The sequence below is a fragment of the Alistipes sp. 56_sp_Nov_56_25 genome, from assembly GCF_001915285.1.
GTDB lineage: Bacteria > Bacteroidota > Bacteroidia > Bacteroidales > Rikenellaceae > Alistipes > Alistipes shahii.
In genome coordinates this window covers 35,751-52,982 of record NZ_MNQF01000064.1, presented here as the reverse complement: position 1 = coordinate 52,982, position 17,232 = coordinate 35,751, and the positions used below count along the sequence as shown (strand labels likewise).

Here is a 17,232-nt window from a genome sequence, read left to right as displayed (position 1 = left end):
CACCGAAATAAGCAACACGGACAGCCCACGCGAAACGCGTATCATGCACATAGCAAGCCAAAGGCCTGCGGGCACAATACATGCGTCCACGAGGCGTCCCGTTACATCCCTTCCGGTGTGTCAAGGTTGCGAAGTTTGAGTACGGAAGAAAACGTAATTAAACGTTCGTAGTATGTTAGTTCCGCGGATCGGCACGGAACCATCTACAAAAATAGAAAATTAAATCGGAAAACCGCCAAAGGCCGCCGATTTTTGCGGAACCTCTTGTTTTAGTTCATCGTTCTGGTCAGTTCAAATATTGAGATCTTATCAATTCCCGCGTTATTGCATTGTTGTAAAACGTCGGTAATATAGTCATCCGACCAAAATGGATGTACGATGATTCCCTTGATTACGCCTGAATCATTGACAGCAAAGTAATGACCAAATTTAATCTGACTGTGTTGTTTCTTTTTCTTTAGTAGACTGTCGAGATTATTATCCATGAAGTCCTTCCAATATTCGACATCGAAATTGACAAAGAGCGCTTTGTCTGCCGCCATTCTTGACAAATCAAGGCCAAGACGCCAATCCAATATCATGTGATATTGTTGGTTGGAATAGTCTCGGATGCAATCATAGCAAGATGAGATGCAGTTTCGCATATGGTCCGGAGTACATAACGTGTCATAAATTGCTCCACCCTTCAATAGAGGTTGCAATAGAGCTTCGGTCGGAACTTGTGCATATTTGCGTCCGCTTAAATAGTTACAATATCCCGAACCATTTTCCAGTTTTTCGACAATAAATACCTCCGGGTTTCCGGTTTTGACGGATATATGATATCCGATATCGAGTTCGGATGTATCTATGTCAAGATAGCAGGCAATTGCCTTGCGAATTAAATACCCCCAGGAATAATATGCAGCCCGTATGGCAAAATAGTTCGCGTTGTCTTGCAACGGATTAAGACAAATATCCCGAGGAACCATCTTCAGTGCAATGGTCATGACTCCCGTGGACTTTGATACGACAAAAGCCAAGTCTTTTTCGTTAAATAGGGTCAACGCACTTTGTCGAGTTTGTGGATAGGCACTTCGAGCAACCCAGGTATCGCTCATTTTTGACGTTTTTGAATGAGCGTATTGCCCCATATGGTAGAGTTTGCCATTGTTGTCATTGACCAAATGAACAAGACCTTGAGTGGGAATTACATTGTTGCGCAAGTATAGGTTTCCAACAGGATTGCACTCCTCCAAAGAGGCTTCACAATCTAATCGAATCTCACTGTTGGGAGAATACCAATCATAGGATCCGTTAAAGTCGTGAACCGGTTCATCGTAATCTACACAATACCCCAGTGGTGAACAAACCTCAATACGTTCCATCGGGTTGCCGCAGACCGGGCAATTGGCCGTATCACTATCCAACTCCAAAGTTGAATAGGCGCAACTTTGGCATCTGAATAGTGGCTTCCTCAGTATATTGAGGCTATCTGCTTTCAGAAAGACATTGGCCTTTCTACCATAATCAGCAACTCCAACAGCTCGATATACCTTTTTGTCCTTTACAATCTCATGTCCAGGAGCAAATGAGTTGAGCGCTAACTCCATATCGCGATTCACGACATCGGTAGCCGGTAATTTATCCGGGAACTGCAGGTATAAATTTCGCGTCCGTGTTGGAAATCCGAACATGGGCAACATTCCGGCATTCGCCAGACGTTCACTTAATTGTGTCTGTGTATACTCGCTACTATTGGCGATCTCGGTAATGCGGTCAATTAGCTTTTTCTGAATATATTGGAGCATGTCATCCTTATCCTCCTTTGTGAGATCTGTACATCTCGTGACAATCTGGATGATGGATTCGATCTCAGATTCATGGTTCTGGATCCATGTAGCAACAATTGTTTTGTTTTTATTCCAGGCCGAAGCCGTTCCGAAATTCCCATGAACACTTTCTTGTTTGGAGGACTCCTGAATCGATTTGAGCGCATTATGCAATACCTCCTTGAATACCACTCTCTCTGCAATCTCTTTGATTCGGACCTCCAGATATGGATCCTTCGGTATGGCAGAAACCATACGTGCCGGCTCAAAATAATGGGTCAGATCATGACTTGATCCTTTAGCCACGGTTAAAGCAATAGACAACGGATTCCCGCGACGGCCGGCACGTCCAACACGCTGCTGGTAATTGAATCGTTGAGGCGGAACATTACCCATCATGACGGCAGACAGTGAGCCGATATCGACTCCTGCTTCCATCGTGGTTGTAACGCTCAACAAATCGATCCCGTCAACAGATGGCACCTCCCCCGGAAGAAATATTTCTTGAAAATGTCGTTGGCGTCGCCGTGATTCATCGCGAGAGGTTTGCCCTGTCATTTCCTCGCAATGGAGGCGATAGATATCGTTGGTTGAGTTTACAAGTGATACATAATAATCCGACGCATCCTCCAAATCACTTTTTTGTATCGTTTTAGGTTGAGATAGGTTGCCAAGGCAATTGGTACAGATGCCATTAGACGGCTGCAAATGAATCGTCTTACATTTTGGGCATTGCCAATATTTCATCCCTTCGTATGCTTTATGGAAAGCAATCTTGCGTCCGGTTAAAGCGACTTTGTCGTTGGCAATGATCTCCAGCTTCCTTAATAATCGTTTGATTTCGTCTAACTTGTTATCGGTGTCTTGTTTGCGGGTAAATCCATAGACCCTCTTTACAAGTTTGCGCACAATTCCAGGGAATGAGTCATAAACTGGATATCTAGATTCAAATCCAGCCACTCTTCTTTTTTCGCCAAGAATGCGGATAATTGAATCTAACAACTCTCTCATCCGAGAGTCTAGTTTTTCTGTTCCTACACAGGTTGCGTATCCCAATTTTAAGGTCTCGAATGACTTCTTTTTGTGGGCAAAAAGACTTATTATTTGCTCCTCGCTATTTTTTTTACGAATCTTGTTAAGATATACTTGATCGTAATCGCCCAGATCTCTCTTTGCAGTACCAACTCTAAAATCAAAAAGACTCCACCACGGAGTGTTGTTTAATAGTGGATTTTGAGCTAAGGATGGCCTTGGTCCAGCCGGATTCATTCCGATATTTAATAGACCCTTAAATACATCAGCGGTAATATTCTCCAGGTTGACATCTTCGATAGATGCATATATCGTATCGAGGCGAGCTTTTTCTTCAGATTTTAGCCAACCTTTGTCTTTGGTCCGAATCAGATCAATGAGCTCAATATACGTTCCTTTGTTATAAAGTCTCGTCAACATATCGCTGTCTTCTCTGGAAGATATGTTGCCGAACTGAAATTTTTTTAAGAAATTAATGACTTCGGAGTCTCCTTTAAGAGCCTTCAGCATCAGCCATCTCACCGCATCTCGATAATGATCCAATTCAATGCCTGCCGATAGCTTGGCGGCAGACTGTCGACTATCGGAAAACAGCACCACTTTTGTGTTGTTCTCATGCGCATTCTTCATCGAACGGATCAATGAATCGGCAAGAACCTGATTTACCTTTTGAAGTCCGGTCCGATGTGGCTTTAGTGGAGTCAATTTCCTTTCTTCATTTACACGGTATGCCACTCCGCATTGTGGGCATTGATTCGGTAGTTGCAGGTCCGCTTCTTTTTCCTGGCGATGCAACCAATAGGTTCCATAGCGATCCAGCTTGATAATTCCCGTGACCGAATCAAAATTGACACGAACCCATCCTTTGTCGGTCGCATCACTGTCATCCATGGAGCCCTGCCATAGAACAGCATATGGGTAAAATGTTTGACCGATAGGTCTATCCACCGAAAGCAAGAATGTTCGATTGTCTTTTTGTCGAATATACCCACCCAAGAAGGCCTCACCACAACTTTCACAGATGATCAACTCGAGGACGGCATGCCCGCAGCTGCAAACGGTACGGGGAGAGCGATAAAAACGTCCCAAGGTTCGTCCATCAAATTGGTACTCTTTTTTGACTTCAGAACAAGCGGGATTGGAGCATGCCCATAAACCGTTGACAGAGCGGAAAAAGAAATGAGCTCGAAGTGGTAGGACAAAGTTCCCGTCTTCCTTGCTTTGGCATATGATTTTTAAGAAAGACGAAATAAAAGGTAAGGCCTGATCACCTTTGATGCCCATTTTGGCTGCAATACTAATAACATTTTGCGCGATAATTCGTCCTTCAACGTCTGTCATTGCAAATTTCAGCCATTCGACAAGATGGTATTTTCGCGTAATATCGATATAATCGCTGCAGTCCAATGACGCAAACAACTGTTCGGTGCGTTCCTTCTCAGGGATTGAAGAATTTGTATAATCTACGAAGGCTTCTATCGGAAGTTTATCTTGGGGCCGACTTGCAGCGGGTTCGGGCTCGTTGGAGAGGAGGCAGAATTTCTTAGTGTACGCATCTTTCGAGACACCAAAAAATTCGCATAGAAAATCTTTGGTCTGCTCATTTTCTCCCATCGACGCACTCGAGGCGAGAAATTGAACTTGCGGAGAGTCGGGAGTTAACCCCAGTCTATCCAGCAAGATACGAATCAGATACGCAACTTCTGTTCCGGCTGTTCCTCGATAGGTGTGCAATTCATCAATGACCAGGTGGAAGACATGGGAAGGATCTTCCTTAAGCCACTTCTTGGTCTCTTCGAATATGGGCGCTTCAATATCTCTCATCAGCATGACATTGAGCATGCTGTAATTGGTAATTAAGATGTCGGGAGCATTTTGTTGCATGGAAAGGCGATCCCACATCTCTGCACTATCCGAATCCATGCACGGAACATGATAGAGCAATTCGCTATTACCGGTTTGTTTGGCTGATTCTTGAGCTGCTTTCCAGTCCTCATTTAATTGCTTGCGTTCTTTCCGGATGTTCTCTTGGGCAATATCTCCACGACCACTGACAGGGGTGCTGCCAGTGTAACGCCCGAAGAAAAATCTATTCCCTCCGCGACAACGGTCTAACCAATCCAAAGCCCGTCCTTTCCCTTGTCCATTAAGGGCTTTACGAAGTCGGATCATTTGATCCTCCGCCAATGCATTCAGCGGATAAAGAATCATAGCGCGCATGGCTCGTGGTCGATTCGTTTTGTCCCATGTGCGCGACTCTGATATGAGATCGGCAAAAATAGGCAGTAGGAAGCATTCTGTCTTACCGGATCCTGTTCCTGTTGTTACGACAATATTCTTCCGGTTGATAGCGGCCTCTTTGAGGGCATTGTATTGATGTAGATACAATCGCCGTTTTTCGGCTTTGTCATTAAAGAACAATCCACATTGCACAAAATCAGCCAACTCGCTATTAACCCCTTCATTTTTGCAGAAGTCTTCCAGCGACGCATATTCCTTGTATTTGGGAACGATCTCTATAATGGGAGGTTGGCATATGGCTCCTTGTTCGCTGATCAGACTATTGCGTTCTTCGTTGTAATACTCATTGAAAAACGGGATACCGCTACTGATATACTTGAGATATGTTTCTCTCAGTTCATTATAGATTTGTATGGGATTATTCATAACGAATGGATTTACACAAGATACGATCGAGTTCCTTGACTATGGATTTTGAAATGCCTGGGAAAATATAATTGCCCGATTCCTTATAGGGACATTGGCCTTCCAACATGGAAGCAACCATCAAAACTCGGTATAACATGATTGGGAACCGGAAAGAATTCACGCTCAGTTTCCTTTGCTCGACGTCGTAATTGCCGTTTGATTTCTTTCCCAAGACTCGGCTATATTGATAGGCGACATTGACCGAATCCGGATTGATTGACCAATTAGGGATTTCCACAACTTTCCGATTCTCACATACGAAGTAATAGCGTTTAAATGCTGTGTAGGCAATACCAATCTGGTCAGGGGCATTATCAAAGGTGAGATCTGAGAAATCATTTTTCGGTGATAACTCGAATGCTGAGATGATTGAGTCCACACTCGGAAAATGTTTCAAAATCTCTTTTCCGTTAAAAGTATACTGCTTTAATTCACAATTCTGAGGGCCCTCACTGCGATAAATGGCGGGACGCAACTTTTTGCATCCATCTATGGATGGTTGCTTGTTTATGAAAAGGTGCCTCCTTTTGTGTGAGATCATCATCGGTTCCGTCACCTTAAACGACTTACTGCCGCAATAATCCACATTGCCCGCATAGAATAAGGGCAAAAACAAGGTCCATGCAGGGTGTTCTGTAATTTGTAGATTAAACTGTATGTTTAGATACTCACAATAGCGTTTAATAGTGTCATAATTGATCTTGTCATAATGACACATCCATAAGAACAACAGGTGTTGAACCTTTTCGATATCTTTATTCATCCTCTGTGACATATGATTTATATGCCTCCGGATCCGGTCTCTCTACTTGTGTAAGCAGGCTGTTTAATAGGCCGGGCGTCAAATATCCTTCTGTATCGATTTTTTCAACAATTCGATACTCCTCATCTTCAGCTATAACGAAGGTGTCGGTTTTTGGCAAACATCCAAAATAGCGGATGCATTGCGTAGCCAATGGCAATCCAGCATCCTCTGTAGGAACCAGGATGATCCTAAGGTTTCCTGGGAATGCAAGGATGGAGCCAGGGAATACACATCGCAGTTTTAGAATCATATCTACGACAGGCTGAAGATAGCAGGGTAAATAAGATATATTTATATTACGCAGAACATAATAATGCATTTCATTGGGCGTCTCCCAACTGTGTTCTACGATTCTCTTCAACCCATTTGCCCATACATATTCAAACGTTTGCCACTTTGGAGTGACATCTTCAAGCATATAACAACAATTACCGGTAGCCTGGATAATTGCATTGACAATTCGATGATCCGGTATTAACAATACATGGTTATATGCCAATAGCGAAATCAAGTGGTTCGAGAGGCTGAGTCTCCTATTATTGTTTCTTAATCCATTTCTCAATCTGCTCTCCAGCTCCTCTTTGCTCTGGATTGGTTGTGATTCGTTATGTACGGTCAGTAATTCACCATTTTCTGCAAGATGAGTGTGGTTCGAGGTCAATGATACAATGATATCACGCAGCACATCGCAATCCTTGAGAATCCGATCTTTCTCGTTTGTTATTTTTTGTAGCGAGTTTTCCAGAGTTTCAATCTTTTTTTTGTTTGATGCGATATGGGCCAATTGTTGCTTAATTGCAGCTTGATATTGATTCTGCTCTTCCTCCAACTTTTCTTTTTGTGCCTGGGCCTTTGCAGTTGCGGTGTTCACCTCGCGCTCAAGTTGAGCCACGCGCTCTTTTTGCTCACTTTGTAAAGACTGGTATTCTCGTTTGTATTGGCTTTGTAGATTAGTAATCAATTGCTCGCTATATTTTGCAACGGAACGATCAATACACTCCTTGAATAATGGATTCTCCGCTAATGCCTGAATCTGTCGGGCATTTAGGAGAAAGTTTTCAAACATCAAAGATATACGCGTGATACGAGACTCCAGAACCTCATTTGGGACACCTTTGGCTGGAATCGTATTCTTGATCTCCGATAGTAATTTGTTCCTATTCTCGTTCTGCAAGATGGAACTCCATGCTTTTGTTACATAGGTTTCAACGAACCATTCCTTCAGTTGCTCATCTGGCATTATGTCGAGATAAGTAGCCGTTCCAGCAATGTTGTCATTCATGATGACATACCTGGATCGGTCCCTGTCGTAGCAAATAATTCTATCTTGGTTGATGCTTAAAATATTGTTTAGATCCCATTGTTCGATGTAATAGTATGGCTGCCCAGTTTTGGGTGTATATCGATATAAAAATGGCCCGTCGTGAAAATAGGTAGTATCCTGATAGCCTGATAAAGTTTCATAGATACCTTCTGGGTCCTTCTGGCGAAGTTTTTCTTCGCAAACAACGACTCCATATTCTGCCGGAAGACCAGCATCTCGATCCCATATAAATTGATCATGCCCTTCATTATTAGATACTTGTATGCCAGTGTAGATACATTGTCCGCATAAATTCCTATACTTTTTAAGAAAATTAGGCATGAAAATAAGCCCGCGGGTAGGGAATTTTTCTTTTATCTCATCGGGATAAAGACGTTTGAATTTCCATCCAGTATCAGGATCGATATATCCGATTACTCGGAGATAAGCATGTATTCCGTTTGTGTGAGGTTCAACAACTCCCACTACTTTTATAGTCGTATAATCTAAGGAATTCATATATTATTTCTGAATATTCAACATTCTAATTGCGACATTTGGCTCGCCTGGCTGGATGGCTTTATTGGATTGCTGTGCTTTGCACCATCGATATAAAACCGATCCGGTTGAAGAGGCGGTTCCGTTCGAACTATAAGCATGATAGTCGAGTCCGACAATCTGTCCCTGTTGGAAGTCGACGTCCCACACTCTTGCTTTTTTATTATCAACTAACCACCTGGGATTGTTATTCCAAGGAGCAAAGTCCTTTATATCGGGGGCGACTATATGAATCCCGATGCTTTTGTATCCAGGTATTTTGATCTTGTGCACTCCTATTCCAAGAGGTAGTCGATTGTAACCAGACAACCCTTGATACGGCTTATCATCGATATAAAAACGTAAATCTTTGTCTAAGTCAAGAATTGGAGGAGCGTCTAATAGATAATTGGGCATATCCCGGGAGATTCTTAAGCCTCCGTATAATCGGTATGGTCGCTTTTCGGTCGTATAGAATTGAGGATATCTCTTTGGATTCAGCTTCACTAAGGCATTCATCCCAAAACGTTGAATAACATCCTGTTCATGAAATCCTTTTGATGTGTTGACAAATAAAGCTATGCTTTCGTCATTTTCATTGAGATATCTTGTTTCCGTATAATCCTCATACAAGGGATCCTTCTCAAATAGAATTGTGTTAGGGCGTTTGAATGTATAATATGGCTTTAGCTCGTTGAAAATGTTCGTAGTAGGGAAAAGAGGGATCTGTTTTACTCGTTGGATTTCATTGCATATGTCCAGAATCCATTCATCTTCTTCCTGAATGAGTCTTAATATACATGATGATTTCTCGGCTCGTTTTGTTGTTTTTCGAGCATCACTATACTCTCCATCCCAGGAGAGATAATATTGAAAGATCTGCTTTTTCGCTGATCCCCAGGACGATTCTATAATTCTCCTGGCTCGATTAGTCAGGTTATTTGAGGGAAAGCCAAGGATGTTCCATAGCTCATCCTGAGATAAATCCTCATTGGGAACAATCCCTTTTGCAATGAATTCAGCGGCAAATCTTTTCAGATCCTCTCTATTTAATACTTGGGCAGAATGAACCTTGGGATATTGGACATATCGATCTTTCCCCTCCCGGGAACGGCAGGGATTGTCTATAAGAAACGATTCGTCCTCGCACCAGGCATAGTAGCGGGACCAAACGTAGTCTTGGTTGTCCTTCACCCAATTTTGCCAGTCTGAAGTATCTATACCGAGGCATTCACATATTCGTTGCCTGTAATTAGCCGCAGTAAAACCATCTGCATTCTCCATCTTTGATGCCGCGTATAATTGAATGGCAATAATACCCAGCACGACCTCGATAGGCGAGTCATCTGTTAGAAATACGGCCTTATCATGGCCTAGAGACAAGAGAAAGTTTGACTTTTCCAAGCCTGCATAATGGCAATATTGATTTATAAAAGAGCTATCGATAATTGGATAAACGTATTCGCCCTTTTTTTCATCAGTGAAGAAGTACTTGCGTACATAATCTCCTAGATTATATAATAATCTTGCTGTCACTCCTTGGATTTGTCATATATACAAAAATACCATTTTTATATGAATACTCAAATACTATCAACGGCCTTTTTACAATACTGAATTGCCTTGTATCCTTCTCTCCAGATTAAAAAGAAAGCAAGTTTGATTTAAATCTAATACATCGTGTATGCTACACAATAATCGGAGGTGACATAATTCATTCTCCCTTCTTTTTGTATCTTTGTTAGGTTCAACAATCTTTTTTCAGACTCCAAATATGAGTACTCTGGAACGAGCCATCGAGATTGCCATCGAGATTGCCACCGAGGCGCACCGCGGCCAGCGCGACAAGGCCGGGAACGACTATATCGGCCACCCGATGCGGGTCATGGCCGCGGGCACAACCCCCGAAGAGAAGATCGTCGGGGTGCTGCACGATGTGGTCGAGGACAGCGACTGGACGCTGGAGGAGTTGGCTGCCGAGGGGTTTGCGCCGGAAATCATCGAGGCACTGCGCTGTCTGACGCACGCCGAGGAGGAGCCCTACGACCGTTATATTGCCCGCATAAAGGGCAATCCGCTGGCCGTGGCGGTCAAACTGAACGACTTGACGGATAACATGGATATCCGCCGCCTGCCGTACCTCTCGGATAAGGACGTCAAACGGCTGAAGCGTTATTTGCGGGCCTACAAGCAGCTGACCGGCGAACCGACCTACTCGGTTTACGCCTGCCGCCAGGAGTATCCGAACGCCTATCAGCCCTGGACCGAGGCGGAGGATCTGGAGTTGACGCGCCGGTGGTGTGAGGGGGCGACGGAGAAGGAGTTGTCCGCCCATTTCCAGCGCAAGCCCGGTGCCATCCGTTCGCGCATCGAGAAGCTCGATCTGGAGCGGCTCTACGGAAAACGGGGCAAGCGATCCTGACCGCACGCCGCAGCCTCGGGTGCCGTCGGCGAAGTGCGGCGAAACGATAAACTGATTCGCGATGATACTGAGCGTTAGCCGAAGAACCGATATTCCCGCCTTCTATTCGGACTGGTTTTACAACCGGATCCGGGAGGGGTATGCGTGCGTCCGGAATCCGATGAACCGGCATCAGGTCAGCAAAATCCGACTATCCCCCGATGTGATTGATTGCATCGTCTTTTGGAGCAAGAATCCGGCGCCGATGTTGCCGCGTCTGGGCGAACTTGCGGACTACATGTACTATTTCCAGTTTACGGTCACTCCATACGGCAGGGAACTGGAGACGGGGCTCCCGCAGAAGGAGATCATTATCGATACGTTCAGGCAGCTGTCCGACCGGATTGGCCCCAAGCGGGTTATCTGGAGGTATGACCCGATTCTGTTCTCGCAAAGCATGGACGTCCGCTATCATCTGCACGGTTTTGAGGCAATTGCCAAACGGTTGGCATCCCATACCCAAACCTGCGTGATCAGTTTTGTGGATCTGTATCAGAAGACGCGGCGCAATTTAAGGGCGACAACGGTCCGGGAACCGAGTGCGGATGAAATCACCCGATTGGCTGCGGGGCTGGCCTCCATCGCATCAAGCTATGGCATCCGGATTCAGAGCTGCGCGGAACGGATAGACCTGGAGCCGATGGGCATCCGGCATGGCCGGTGCATCGACCGTATGTTGATTGAAGAGCTGCAGGGGGCCCGATTGAATGTCGCCAGGGACAGAAACCAACGGCCGGAGTGTGGATGTGTGCAGAGTGTGGATATCGGGGTCTATGATACATGCAGCCACGGCTGTCTGTATTGCTATGCCAACACCGATACGAAGACGGTGTGTCGGAACCGGGGGTTGCATGATCTGTCGTCGCCGTTGTTGATTGGCCGTATGGAGGAGGGTGATGTCGTAAAGGAGCGGGCGATCCGCTCGTTTAAGGTGAGCGATGCGCTTTTTTAGGGGTAGATAATCCGGCCGCCCCGATGGGCCTGGGACCGGTCGGACCGATACGTGTTGCTATCTCGGACGCCGTTTGCGAAGGACGAACTCGGTCGCCTCGCGATCCTTCTGTTCGGCGGTCCGCACGGGATTCTGTAGCAGCCACTGTTCGAGCTCCTCGCGCAGGAAGTAGACATTCTTGCCGTGGGGCTTGTAGTGAGGGATGCGGGCGTTGTGGGTGAGTTTGTACATGTAGCTCGGTGAGATGCCTGTGAAGTCGCAGGCTTCGGAAAAGTTCAGGACATTCTTCTGTCCGCGCAGCAGTTGTTCGATGCGGTCGAGACGCTCCTCGACGGTTAGACTCATTTGCATAAAAACACAATTTAAAAGGTTTGACAAAGGCGTTGTGCAACGCACAGGTTGTAATTACGGAGACAAAAAAACGAAGAAAAAAGGCTGGCGACATTGTCTGCCAACGTTTCCGCTTGTTTGGACAATTTTTTCCATCTTTTTCCCGCGTACTGGCACCCTGCAAACACGACGACGGAACCCTGCAAAGGGACTTCGTCCGTGTTTGTCGGCCTTTTCGGGGGACTATGACTGTGCGGCCTCCAGGGCCCGGATGCAGTCGAGAATCTGTTGCTCGCGTTTCGCGTCGATGATGTCGGCCATCTGCTTGGCCGCCGAGAGATCCTTGGCCGTAAGCGGCTTGCCCAGCTTCGAGAGGAAGCACCCCTTGGCTCCCGCCACGCGCTGCCACTTCGGGGTGATGAACCGCGCGGCACTCAGCGATTCGAGCAGCAGCGCCAGCAGCTTATTGTGGGTTGTCTGCAACGGTTCCGGGAGTTGGCAGGCGAGCAGCAGTTCAACCTCCGGGCGGGTGACGTCGCGCCGGAAGAGGCCGATGCGGTTGATGTGTTCGGTCAGCAGGTCGAGCTGCCGGTCGGTAAGGCGCGGCGAGAAGTCCTCCGGCGTGGGGTCGAAACCCGTGCGGCTGCGGTTGATGGCGCGGCGCTTCTCGGCCTGCGCCTGCAGGGCGGTTTCGCGCTCCCGGGCCTGCTCCAGCTCCTCCTGCCGCTGCCGCGTGAAGCCGGCAATCTCCGCAACGGCGCTCTGCACCTCGTCGAGCCGGGTGTTGAGGTCGTCCCGAACCGGGGCAGGGTAGCGGTTGTAGAGGTACGCGAAGGTCTGGTCGATGCGCCGCTGTTCGTCGCGCGTGAAATTGCCGTAGGCCAGCCGACGTTCGTAGTCGCGGTGCTGCTCGTCGAGGTAGCGGCGGGCCTCCGCACCGGAGAGTCCGCGGCACTCGATCTCACTCTCCAGATAGTGGAGCGTAAAGCGGGGATCCCGGAAGAGGACGACGCAGAAGGTGAGCCAGCTGAAGAGTACGACCAGCGCGTAGAAGATCGACGCCGGCACCATCCAGATCCAGCCCAGCAACCGGCTCCGACGCACGAGCCGCATGCGCACGCTCCCGATCCATGCGCGGACCCGGCTGTTGGCGCGACGGTGCGAGTAGCGGATGTATTCGATGCGGTTCATGGGCGGTCGGTTTAGGCGTGAGTACGGAGGTGGTGCGGGTGGGCGCCCCGTCTTCCAAAGATAATCATAATTCCGGAATCCGGTTCACCGCTTCGCGTTTCTTCTCGTCCATAATCTGCGCATAGACCTGCGTGGTCTTCAGCTCGCGGTGGCCGAGGAGCTTCGAGAGGGTGTAGATCTCGGTGCCGAGCGAGAGCTGCAATACGGCGAAGGTGTGGCGCCCGCAATGGAAGGTGATGTGCTTCGTGATGCCCGCCTTCATGCACCATTCGCGCAGTGCGAGGTTGTGCCAGGCGGAGTATTTCAGCCCCGAGAAGACCCGCTCGTCGGCTCTGCCGCGCGGCCCCATGTAGCGCACGGCCTGCTCGGAGATGTCGAGGTACTCCAGACCGCGGGTCTTCTTCTGGCGGAAGACCACGCGCGTGCCGCCGTCGAACTCCTGCACCTCGCCCCACGTCAGCTTGTTGATGTCGCTCCAGCGCATGCCCGTCAGACACGAGAAGATGAAGGCGTCCTTCAGTACCGGGTAGGAGCAGTCGGTCTTGACCAGCCGTTGCAGCTCCTCGATCGTGAGGTATTCGCGGTGGACATCCTCCGTCCGCGTGGCCTTGACCCCCATGGCGGGCGATTGGGGAACGATTCCCTCCTCGACGGCCCGGTTCAGCGCCGCCTTGAATTTCAGAAAGTAGCTGTTCTGGCTGTTGGCCGAGAGGGCGGTGCCGCTCTTCGTGCGGGCCTCCTTGGCGAGGTAGGTGCGGAACCCCTCGACGAACCGTCGGTCGATCCGTTCGAAGGTGGTCTCCGTCCCCGCATAGGCGATTAGGTGTTTCAGCATGCTGTCCCAGTTGCCCCAGTTGCCGGGCGAATCCTTGCGCTGCTCGACCATCCCGCGGATAAACTCGACCAGGTTGGTGCGTATCTTGAACGGCACGGCGAACCCGTACTGCTCGTTCTGCTCGGCGAGCAGCCGTTTGGCCTTGACCTTTTCGGCCATCTCGAGGTTGATCTTGTTGTGGTCGCGCTCGGCCTTGTTGCGGGGCGCGGTGTAGAGGAAGTATTCGAGGGTCTCGAATTTGCGCTTGGGCCTTGTGGTGCCGTTGGCCCCGAGGGTGTACCCCAGGTAGTATTCCAATACCAAAGAGGTTCGCCCGTTCTTCAGTTCGCGTTTGATCAGCTTAATCTCCATAGGCGTGCGTTTCGATTGGTGTGTTGCAAAAATAGGGATAAAATTTGCAACATGCAAGTGCAAACGTTACAAATACGTTGCAAAAACACACCTCGAAGGGAGATTTTAGAATTCGGAATTTTTTTCTTTGAATAGCTGTAAATTACTTATTGACAGTGTTTTTTATTCTTCGATTTTCCGGATTTTGCTTCGTTAAGTTACTTTCCGATGCAGAATTTCGAAAAGATGTTTTGCAGGATTTCGTCGGGGGCGATGGCGCCGCGGCCCGTGATGGCGCCGAGGTGGGTGATGACCTGGCGGATTTCTTCGCTCAGAAGATCGGTCGGAAGGCCGTGGGCGAGACCGTCGAGGGCTTGGCCGAGTGCTTCGCGGGCCGCCGAAAGCGCTTCGTAATGGCGGCTGTTCGAGACGACCGGATCACCGTGGTAGAGCGCTTCGGTGTCGACGGACTCCCGCAGGGCGTCGCACAGGGCGTCGATACCCTCGCCGTGTTTGGCAGAAATGCCGACAACGCCTTCGGGAAGCCGCCATGCGGCCGGAGCCTTGTCGGTCTTGTTGACGACGGTCAGGAGTTTCTGCCCGGGACGGAGCGGAAAATCCGGGGCGGGAACCGGACCCGTGAGCGTCGAGGCGTCGACCATATGAATGACGATCCGCGCCCGTTCGATGCTCGACATCGTGCGCTGGATGCCCATTTGTTCGAGCCGGTCGTCGGTCGGGCGGATGCCGGCCGTGTCGAGGAACCGGAAAAGCACGCCGCCGATGTTGGCGCACTCCTCGATCACGTCGCGCGTGGTTCCGGCGATCTCCGAGACCATGGCCCGCTCCTCGTTCAGAAGTCGGTTGAGCAGCGTCGATTTGCCGACGTTCGGCGCTCCGGCGATGGCCACGGCGACGCCCTCCCGGATGGCGTTGCCCAGTGCGAACGAACTGCGCAGGCGGTCGATCTCCGCAGCGATGCGCTGCATCGTCGCGCGCAGCGCCGTACGGTCGGCGAACTCCACATCCTCCTCCGAGAAGTCGAGTTCCAGTTCCAGCAGCGAGGTGAGGTTCAGCAGTTTTTCGCGCAGCGATTCGAGCTCTTCGGAGTATCCGCCGCGCATCTGCGTCGAGGCCAGCGCGTGCGCGGCGCGTGACGACGAGGCGATCATGTCGGCCACGGCCTCGGCCTGCGAGAGGTCGAGTTTCCCGGCCAGGTAGGCGCGGATGGTGAATTCGCCCGGCTGGGCCATGCGTCCGCCCGCGGCGGTCAGCAGCCGGAGGATTTCCGAGACGATGTAGGAGGAGCCGTGGCACGAGATTTCGACCGAGTTTTCGCCCGTGTAGGAGTGCGGGGCGCGGAAAACGGCCGCCAGCACGTCGTCGATCACGCGGTCGCCCTCGGCTATCGTACCGTAATGCACCGTGTAGCCGTCTGCCTCGGCGAGCGGCCGCCGGCCCCGGAATATCCGGTCGCAGACGGCGAAGGCTTCTCCGCCGCTGATGCGGATGACGGCGATAGCCCCTCCGGCGGCGGTTGCAGGGGCGACGATGGTATCGTGATCGGTGTTCATTACCTGCCTTCGATGCGGAGCCGTTGTCCGATGCGGAGTTTGTGGGCGCTCTTGAGCTTGTTCCAGCGCATGATCTGCGCCGTGGTCACGCGGTAACGGCGGGCGATGGCCCCCAGCGTGTCGCCCTTTTTGACCACGTAGACCGATCCGCTGCGCTCCTGGCGTTTCTTGTCGATGTTGGCCGGGTTGATGTACTCCTTGAGGTACATCGAGTCTTTGGCTTGGATTTCAGGCTCGTGAGCGATGTATTGCATGACATACCGCTGCGGCAGGACCAGCGTGTAGGGCTTGGTCGTGGCCGGGATGATGTCGAGTTTGTACTGCGGATTGAGCTGGCGCAGGGTCTCGATCGGCAGGTCGATCGTCGAGGAGATCTGCCCCAGGTGCATCAGTTTGTTGATCCGGACGGTGTCCACCGAAAGGGGAATCGGGGCTTCGGTCGGCTCGATGCCGTGCTGGCGGTGGTAGGCGTAGGCGTACGACGCGCCGATGAAGGCCGGCACGTAGCCGCGCGTCTCGCGGGGCAGGTAGTCGTAAATCTCCCAGAAGTTCTTGCCTCCCGAGCGGGCGATCGCTTTGTTGACGTTGCCCGGGCCGCAGTTGTAGGCGGCGATGGCCAGCGACCAGTCGTTATAAATGGCGAAGAGGTCTTTCAGGTAGCGGCAGGCGGCCTGCGTGGCGCGGTAGGGGTCGCGGCGTTCGTCGACCAGCGAGTTGATTTCGAGTCCGTAGCTCTTGCCGGTCGTGGGCATGAACTGCCACAGCCCGACGGCGCCCATCGGCGACACCGCCGTGGGGGAGAGCGCCGATTCGATGATCGGCAGCGCGCGCAGCTCGACGGGAAGGCCTTCGCGGAGCAGCTCTTCCTCGATGATCGGGAAGTAGTACTGCGACATGCCGAGGATGCGGCTGATCGTGCCGTAGCGCGAGTTGGTGTAGCGGTTGATGTAGCCCTTTACGATGCTGTTGTAGGGGAACTGGATCGGCGACGCGAGGTCGAGCAGCCGCCGGGAGTAGACCGAGTCGGGCGTGCTGTCGGCCACCTCGGTGGAGTCCTCCAGGATGTACTGTTTGAAAAATTCGCTGAACGCGTCCTGCCGCTGGCGTTCGCGCCATGCGGCCAGCAGCGAGTCGGTCTGTTCGGGGGAGAATCCCAGCGTCATGTCGTTGACGACGGGTTCTTCGGCCGGGGCGGGTTCCGGCTCGGGGACGGGAACCGGTTCGGCCTCGGGAACGGGCGCCGGGACGACGGTTTCGGTTTTGGCTTTCTTGTCGCGTTTCTTCTTGCGGGGGCTGCGGTCGAGGGCCGACGCCGAAGCGGCGACGGCCAGGAGCAGCGCTATGGTAAGGAGTTTCTTCATC

The 17,232-nt window shown here is 50.3% G+C and carries 11 protein-coding genes; 2 read left to right on the top strand and 9 right to left on the bottom strand.

Going from position 1 to position 17,232, the window contains the following annotated elements; genetic code table 11:
* Window positions 1-269: 269 nt before the first annotated feature.
* From BHV64_RS13345 to BHV64_RS11840, 4 genes are read right to left on the bottom strand one after another with little or no spacing between them, the layout of a single operon-like run.
* Entirely contained in the window at window positions 270-5,510 is a 5,241-nt protein-coding gene (locus tag BHV64_RS13345) for a DEAD/DEAH box helicase (protein ID WP_217727363.1), read from the bottom strand.
* Window positions 5,503-6,315 carry a hypothetical protein gene (locus tag BHV64_RS11850; RefSeq protein ID WP_217727362.1) on the bottom strand — a complete coding sequence of 271 codons (813 nt, stop codon included), beginning with the start codon at window positions 6,313-6,315 and terminating at the stop codon, window positions 5,503-5,505. The genes BHV64_RS13345 and BHV64_RS11850 overlap by 8 nt, the downstream gene beginning before the upstream one ends.
* On the bottom strand, window positions 6,308-8,179 hold the full coding sequence (locus tag BHV64_RS11845) for a PspA/IM30 family protein (RefSeq protein WP_217727361.1): 1,872 nt from the start codon (window positions 8,177-8,179) through the stop codon (window positions 6,308-6,310). Before BHV64_RS11845 ends, BHV64_RS11850 begins: the two co-directional genes overlap by 8 nt.
* 3 nt (window positions 8,180-8,182) lie before the next feature.
* The gene (locus BHV64_RS11840) at window positions 8,183-9,733 is read right to left on the bottom strand and encodes a hypothetical protein (RefSeq protein ID WP_217727360.1); all 1,551 of its coding nucleotides are present in this window, start codon (window positions 9,731-9,733) and stop codon (window positions 8,183-8,185) included.
* 238 nt (window positions 9,734-9,971) lie between these two features.
* On the opposite strand from BHV64_RS11840, the gene BHV64_RS11835 reads away from it, so the two are divergent.
* The gene (locus BHV64_RS11835; protein WP_288116071.1) at window positions 9,972-10,619 is read left to right on the top strand and encodes a hypothetical protein; all 648 of its coding nucleotides are present in this window, start codon (window positions 9,972-9,974) and stop codon (window positions 10,617-10,619) included.
* A gap of 61 nt (window positions 10,620-10,680) precedes the next feature.
* Complete coding sequence (locus BHV64_RS11830; protein ID WP_217727359.1) at window positions 10,681-11,610, top strand: DUF1848 domain-containing protein; 930 nt, start codon at window positions 10,681-10,683, stop codon at window positions 11,608-11,610.
* Window positions 11,611-11,667: 57 nt separating this feature from the next.
* Here the strand turns inward: BHV64_RS11830 and BHV64_RS11825 are convergent, their stop codons facing one another.
* The 5 genes from BHV64_RS11825 to BHV64_RS11805 form a co-directional block, all read right to left on the bottom strand.
* Complete coding sequence (locus BHV64_RS11825; RefSeq protein ID WP_195579564.1) at window positions 11,668-11,961, bottom strand: helix-turn-helix domain-containing protein; 294 nt, start codon at window positions 11,959-11,961, stop codon at window positions 11,668-11,670.
* A gap of 222 nt (window positions 11,962-12,183) precedes the next feature.
* The gene (locus tag BHV64_RS11820; protein ID WP_217727358.1) at window positions 12,184-13,131 is read right to left on the bottom strand and encodes a hypothetical protein; all 948 of its coding nucleotides are present in this window, start codon (window positions 13,129-13,131) and stop codon (window positions 12,184-12,186) included.
* A gap of 64 nt (window positions 13,132-13,195) precedes the next feature.
* Window positions 13,196-14,317, bottom strand: coding sequence for a site-specific integrase (locus BHV64_RS11815; protein ID WP_149887600.1), 1,122 nt, complete (start codon window positions 14,315-14,317; stop codon window positions 13,196-13,198).
* Between the two features lie 197 nt (window positions 14,318-14,514).
* Window positions 14,515-15,870, bottom strand: coding sequence for a tRNA uridine-5-carboxymethylaminomethyl(34) synthesis GTPase MnmE (gene mnmE / locus BHV64_RS11810; RefSeq protein ID WP_149887599.1), 1,356 nt, complete (start codon window positions 15,868-15,870; stop codon window positions 14,515-14,517).
* Entirely contained in the window at window positions 15,870-17,231 is a 1,362-nt protein-coding gene (locus BHV64_RS11805; protein WP_022062621.1) for a lytic transglycosylase domain-containing protein, read from the bottom strand. The genes mnmE and BHV64_RS11805 overlap by 1 nt, the downstream gene beginning before the upstream one ends.
* Window position 17,232: the final 1 nt, after the last annotated feature.

Coding starts and splice junctions, on each gene's coding strand:
- BHV64_RS11835 (WP_288116071.1), top strand. CDS start 9,972: ATGAGTACTCTGGAACGAGCCATCGAGATTGCCATCGAGATTGCCACC.
- BHV64_RS11845 (WP_217727361.1), bottom strand. CDS start 8,179: ATGAATTCCTTAGATTATACGACTATAAAAGTAGTGGGAGTTGTTGAA.
- mnmE (WP_149887599.1), bottom strand. CDS start 15,870: ATGAACACCGATCACGATACCATCGTCGCCCCTGCAACCGCCGCCGGA.
- BHV64_RS11850 (WP_217727362.1), bottom strand. CDS start 6,315: ATGAATAAAGATATCGAAAAGGTTCAACACCTGTTGTTCTTATGGATG.
- BHV64_RS11805 (WP_022062621.1), bottom strand. CDS start 17,231: ATGAAGAAACTCCTTACCATAGCGCTGCTCCTGGCCGTCGCCGCTTCG.
- BHV64_RS11825 (WP_195579564.1), bottom strand. CDS start 11,961: ATGCAAATGAGTCTAACCGTCGAGGAGCGTCTCGACCGCATCGAACAA.
- BHV64_RS11830 (WP_217727359.1), top strand. CDS start 10,681: ATGATACTGAGCGTTAGCCGAAGAACCGATATTCCCGCCTTCTATTCG.
- BHV64_RS11820 (WP_217727358.1), bottom strand. CDS start 13,131: ATGAACCGCATCGAATACATCCGCTACTCGCACCGTCGCGCCAACAGC.
- BHV64_RS11815 (WP_149887600.1), bottom strand. CDS start 14,317: ATGGAGATTAAGCTGATCAAACGCGAACTGAAGAACGGGCGAACCTCT.
- BHV64_RS13345 (WP_217727363.1), bottom strand. CDS start 5,510: ATGAATAATCCCATACAAATCTATAATGAACTGAGAGAAACATATCTC.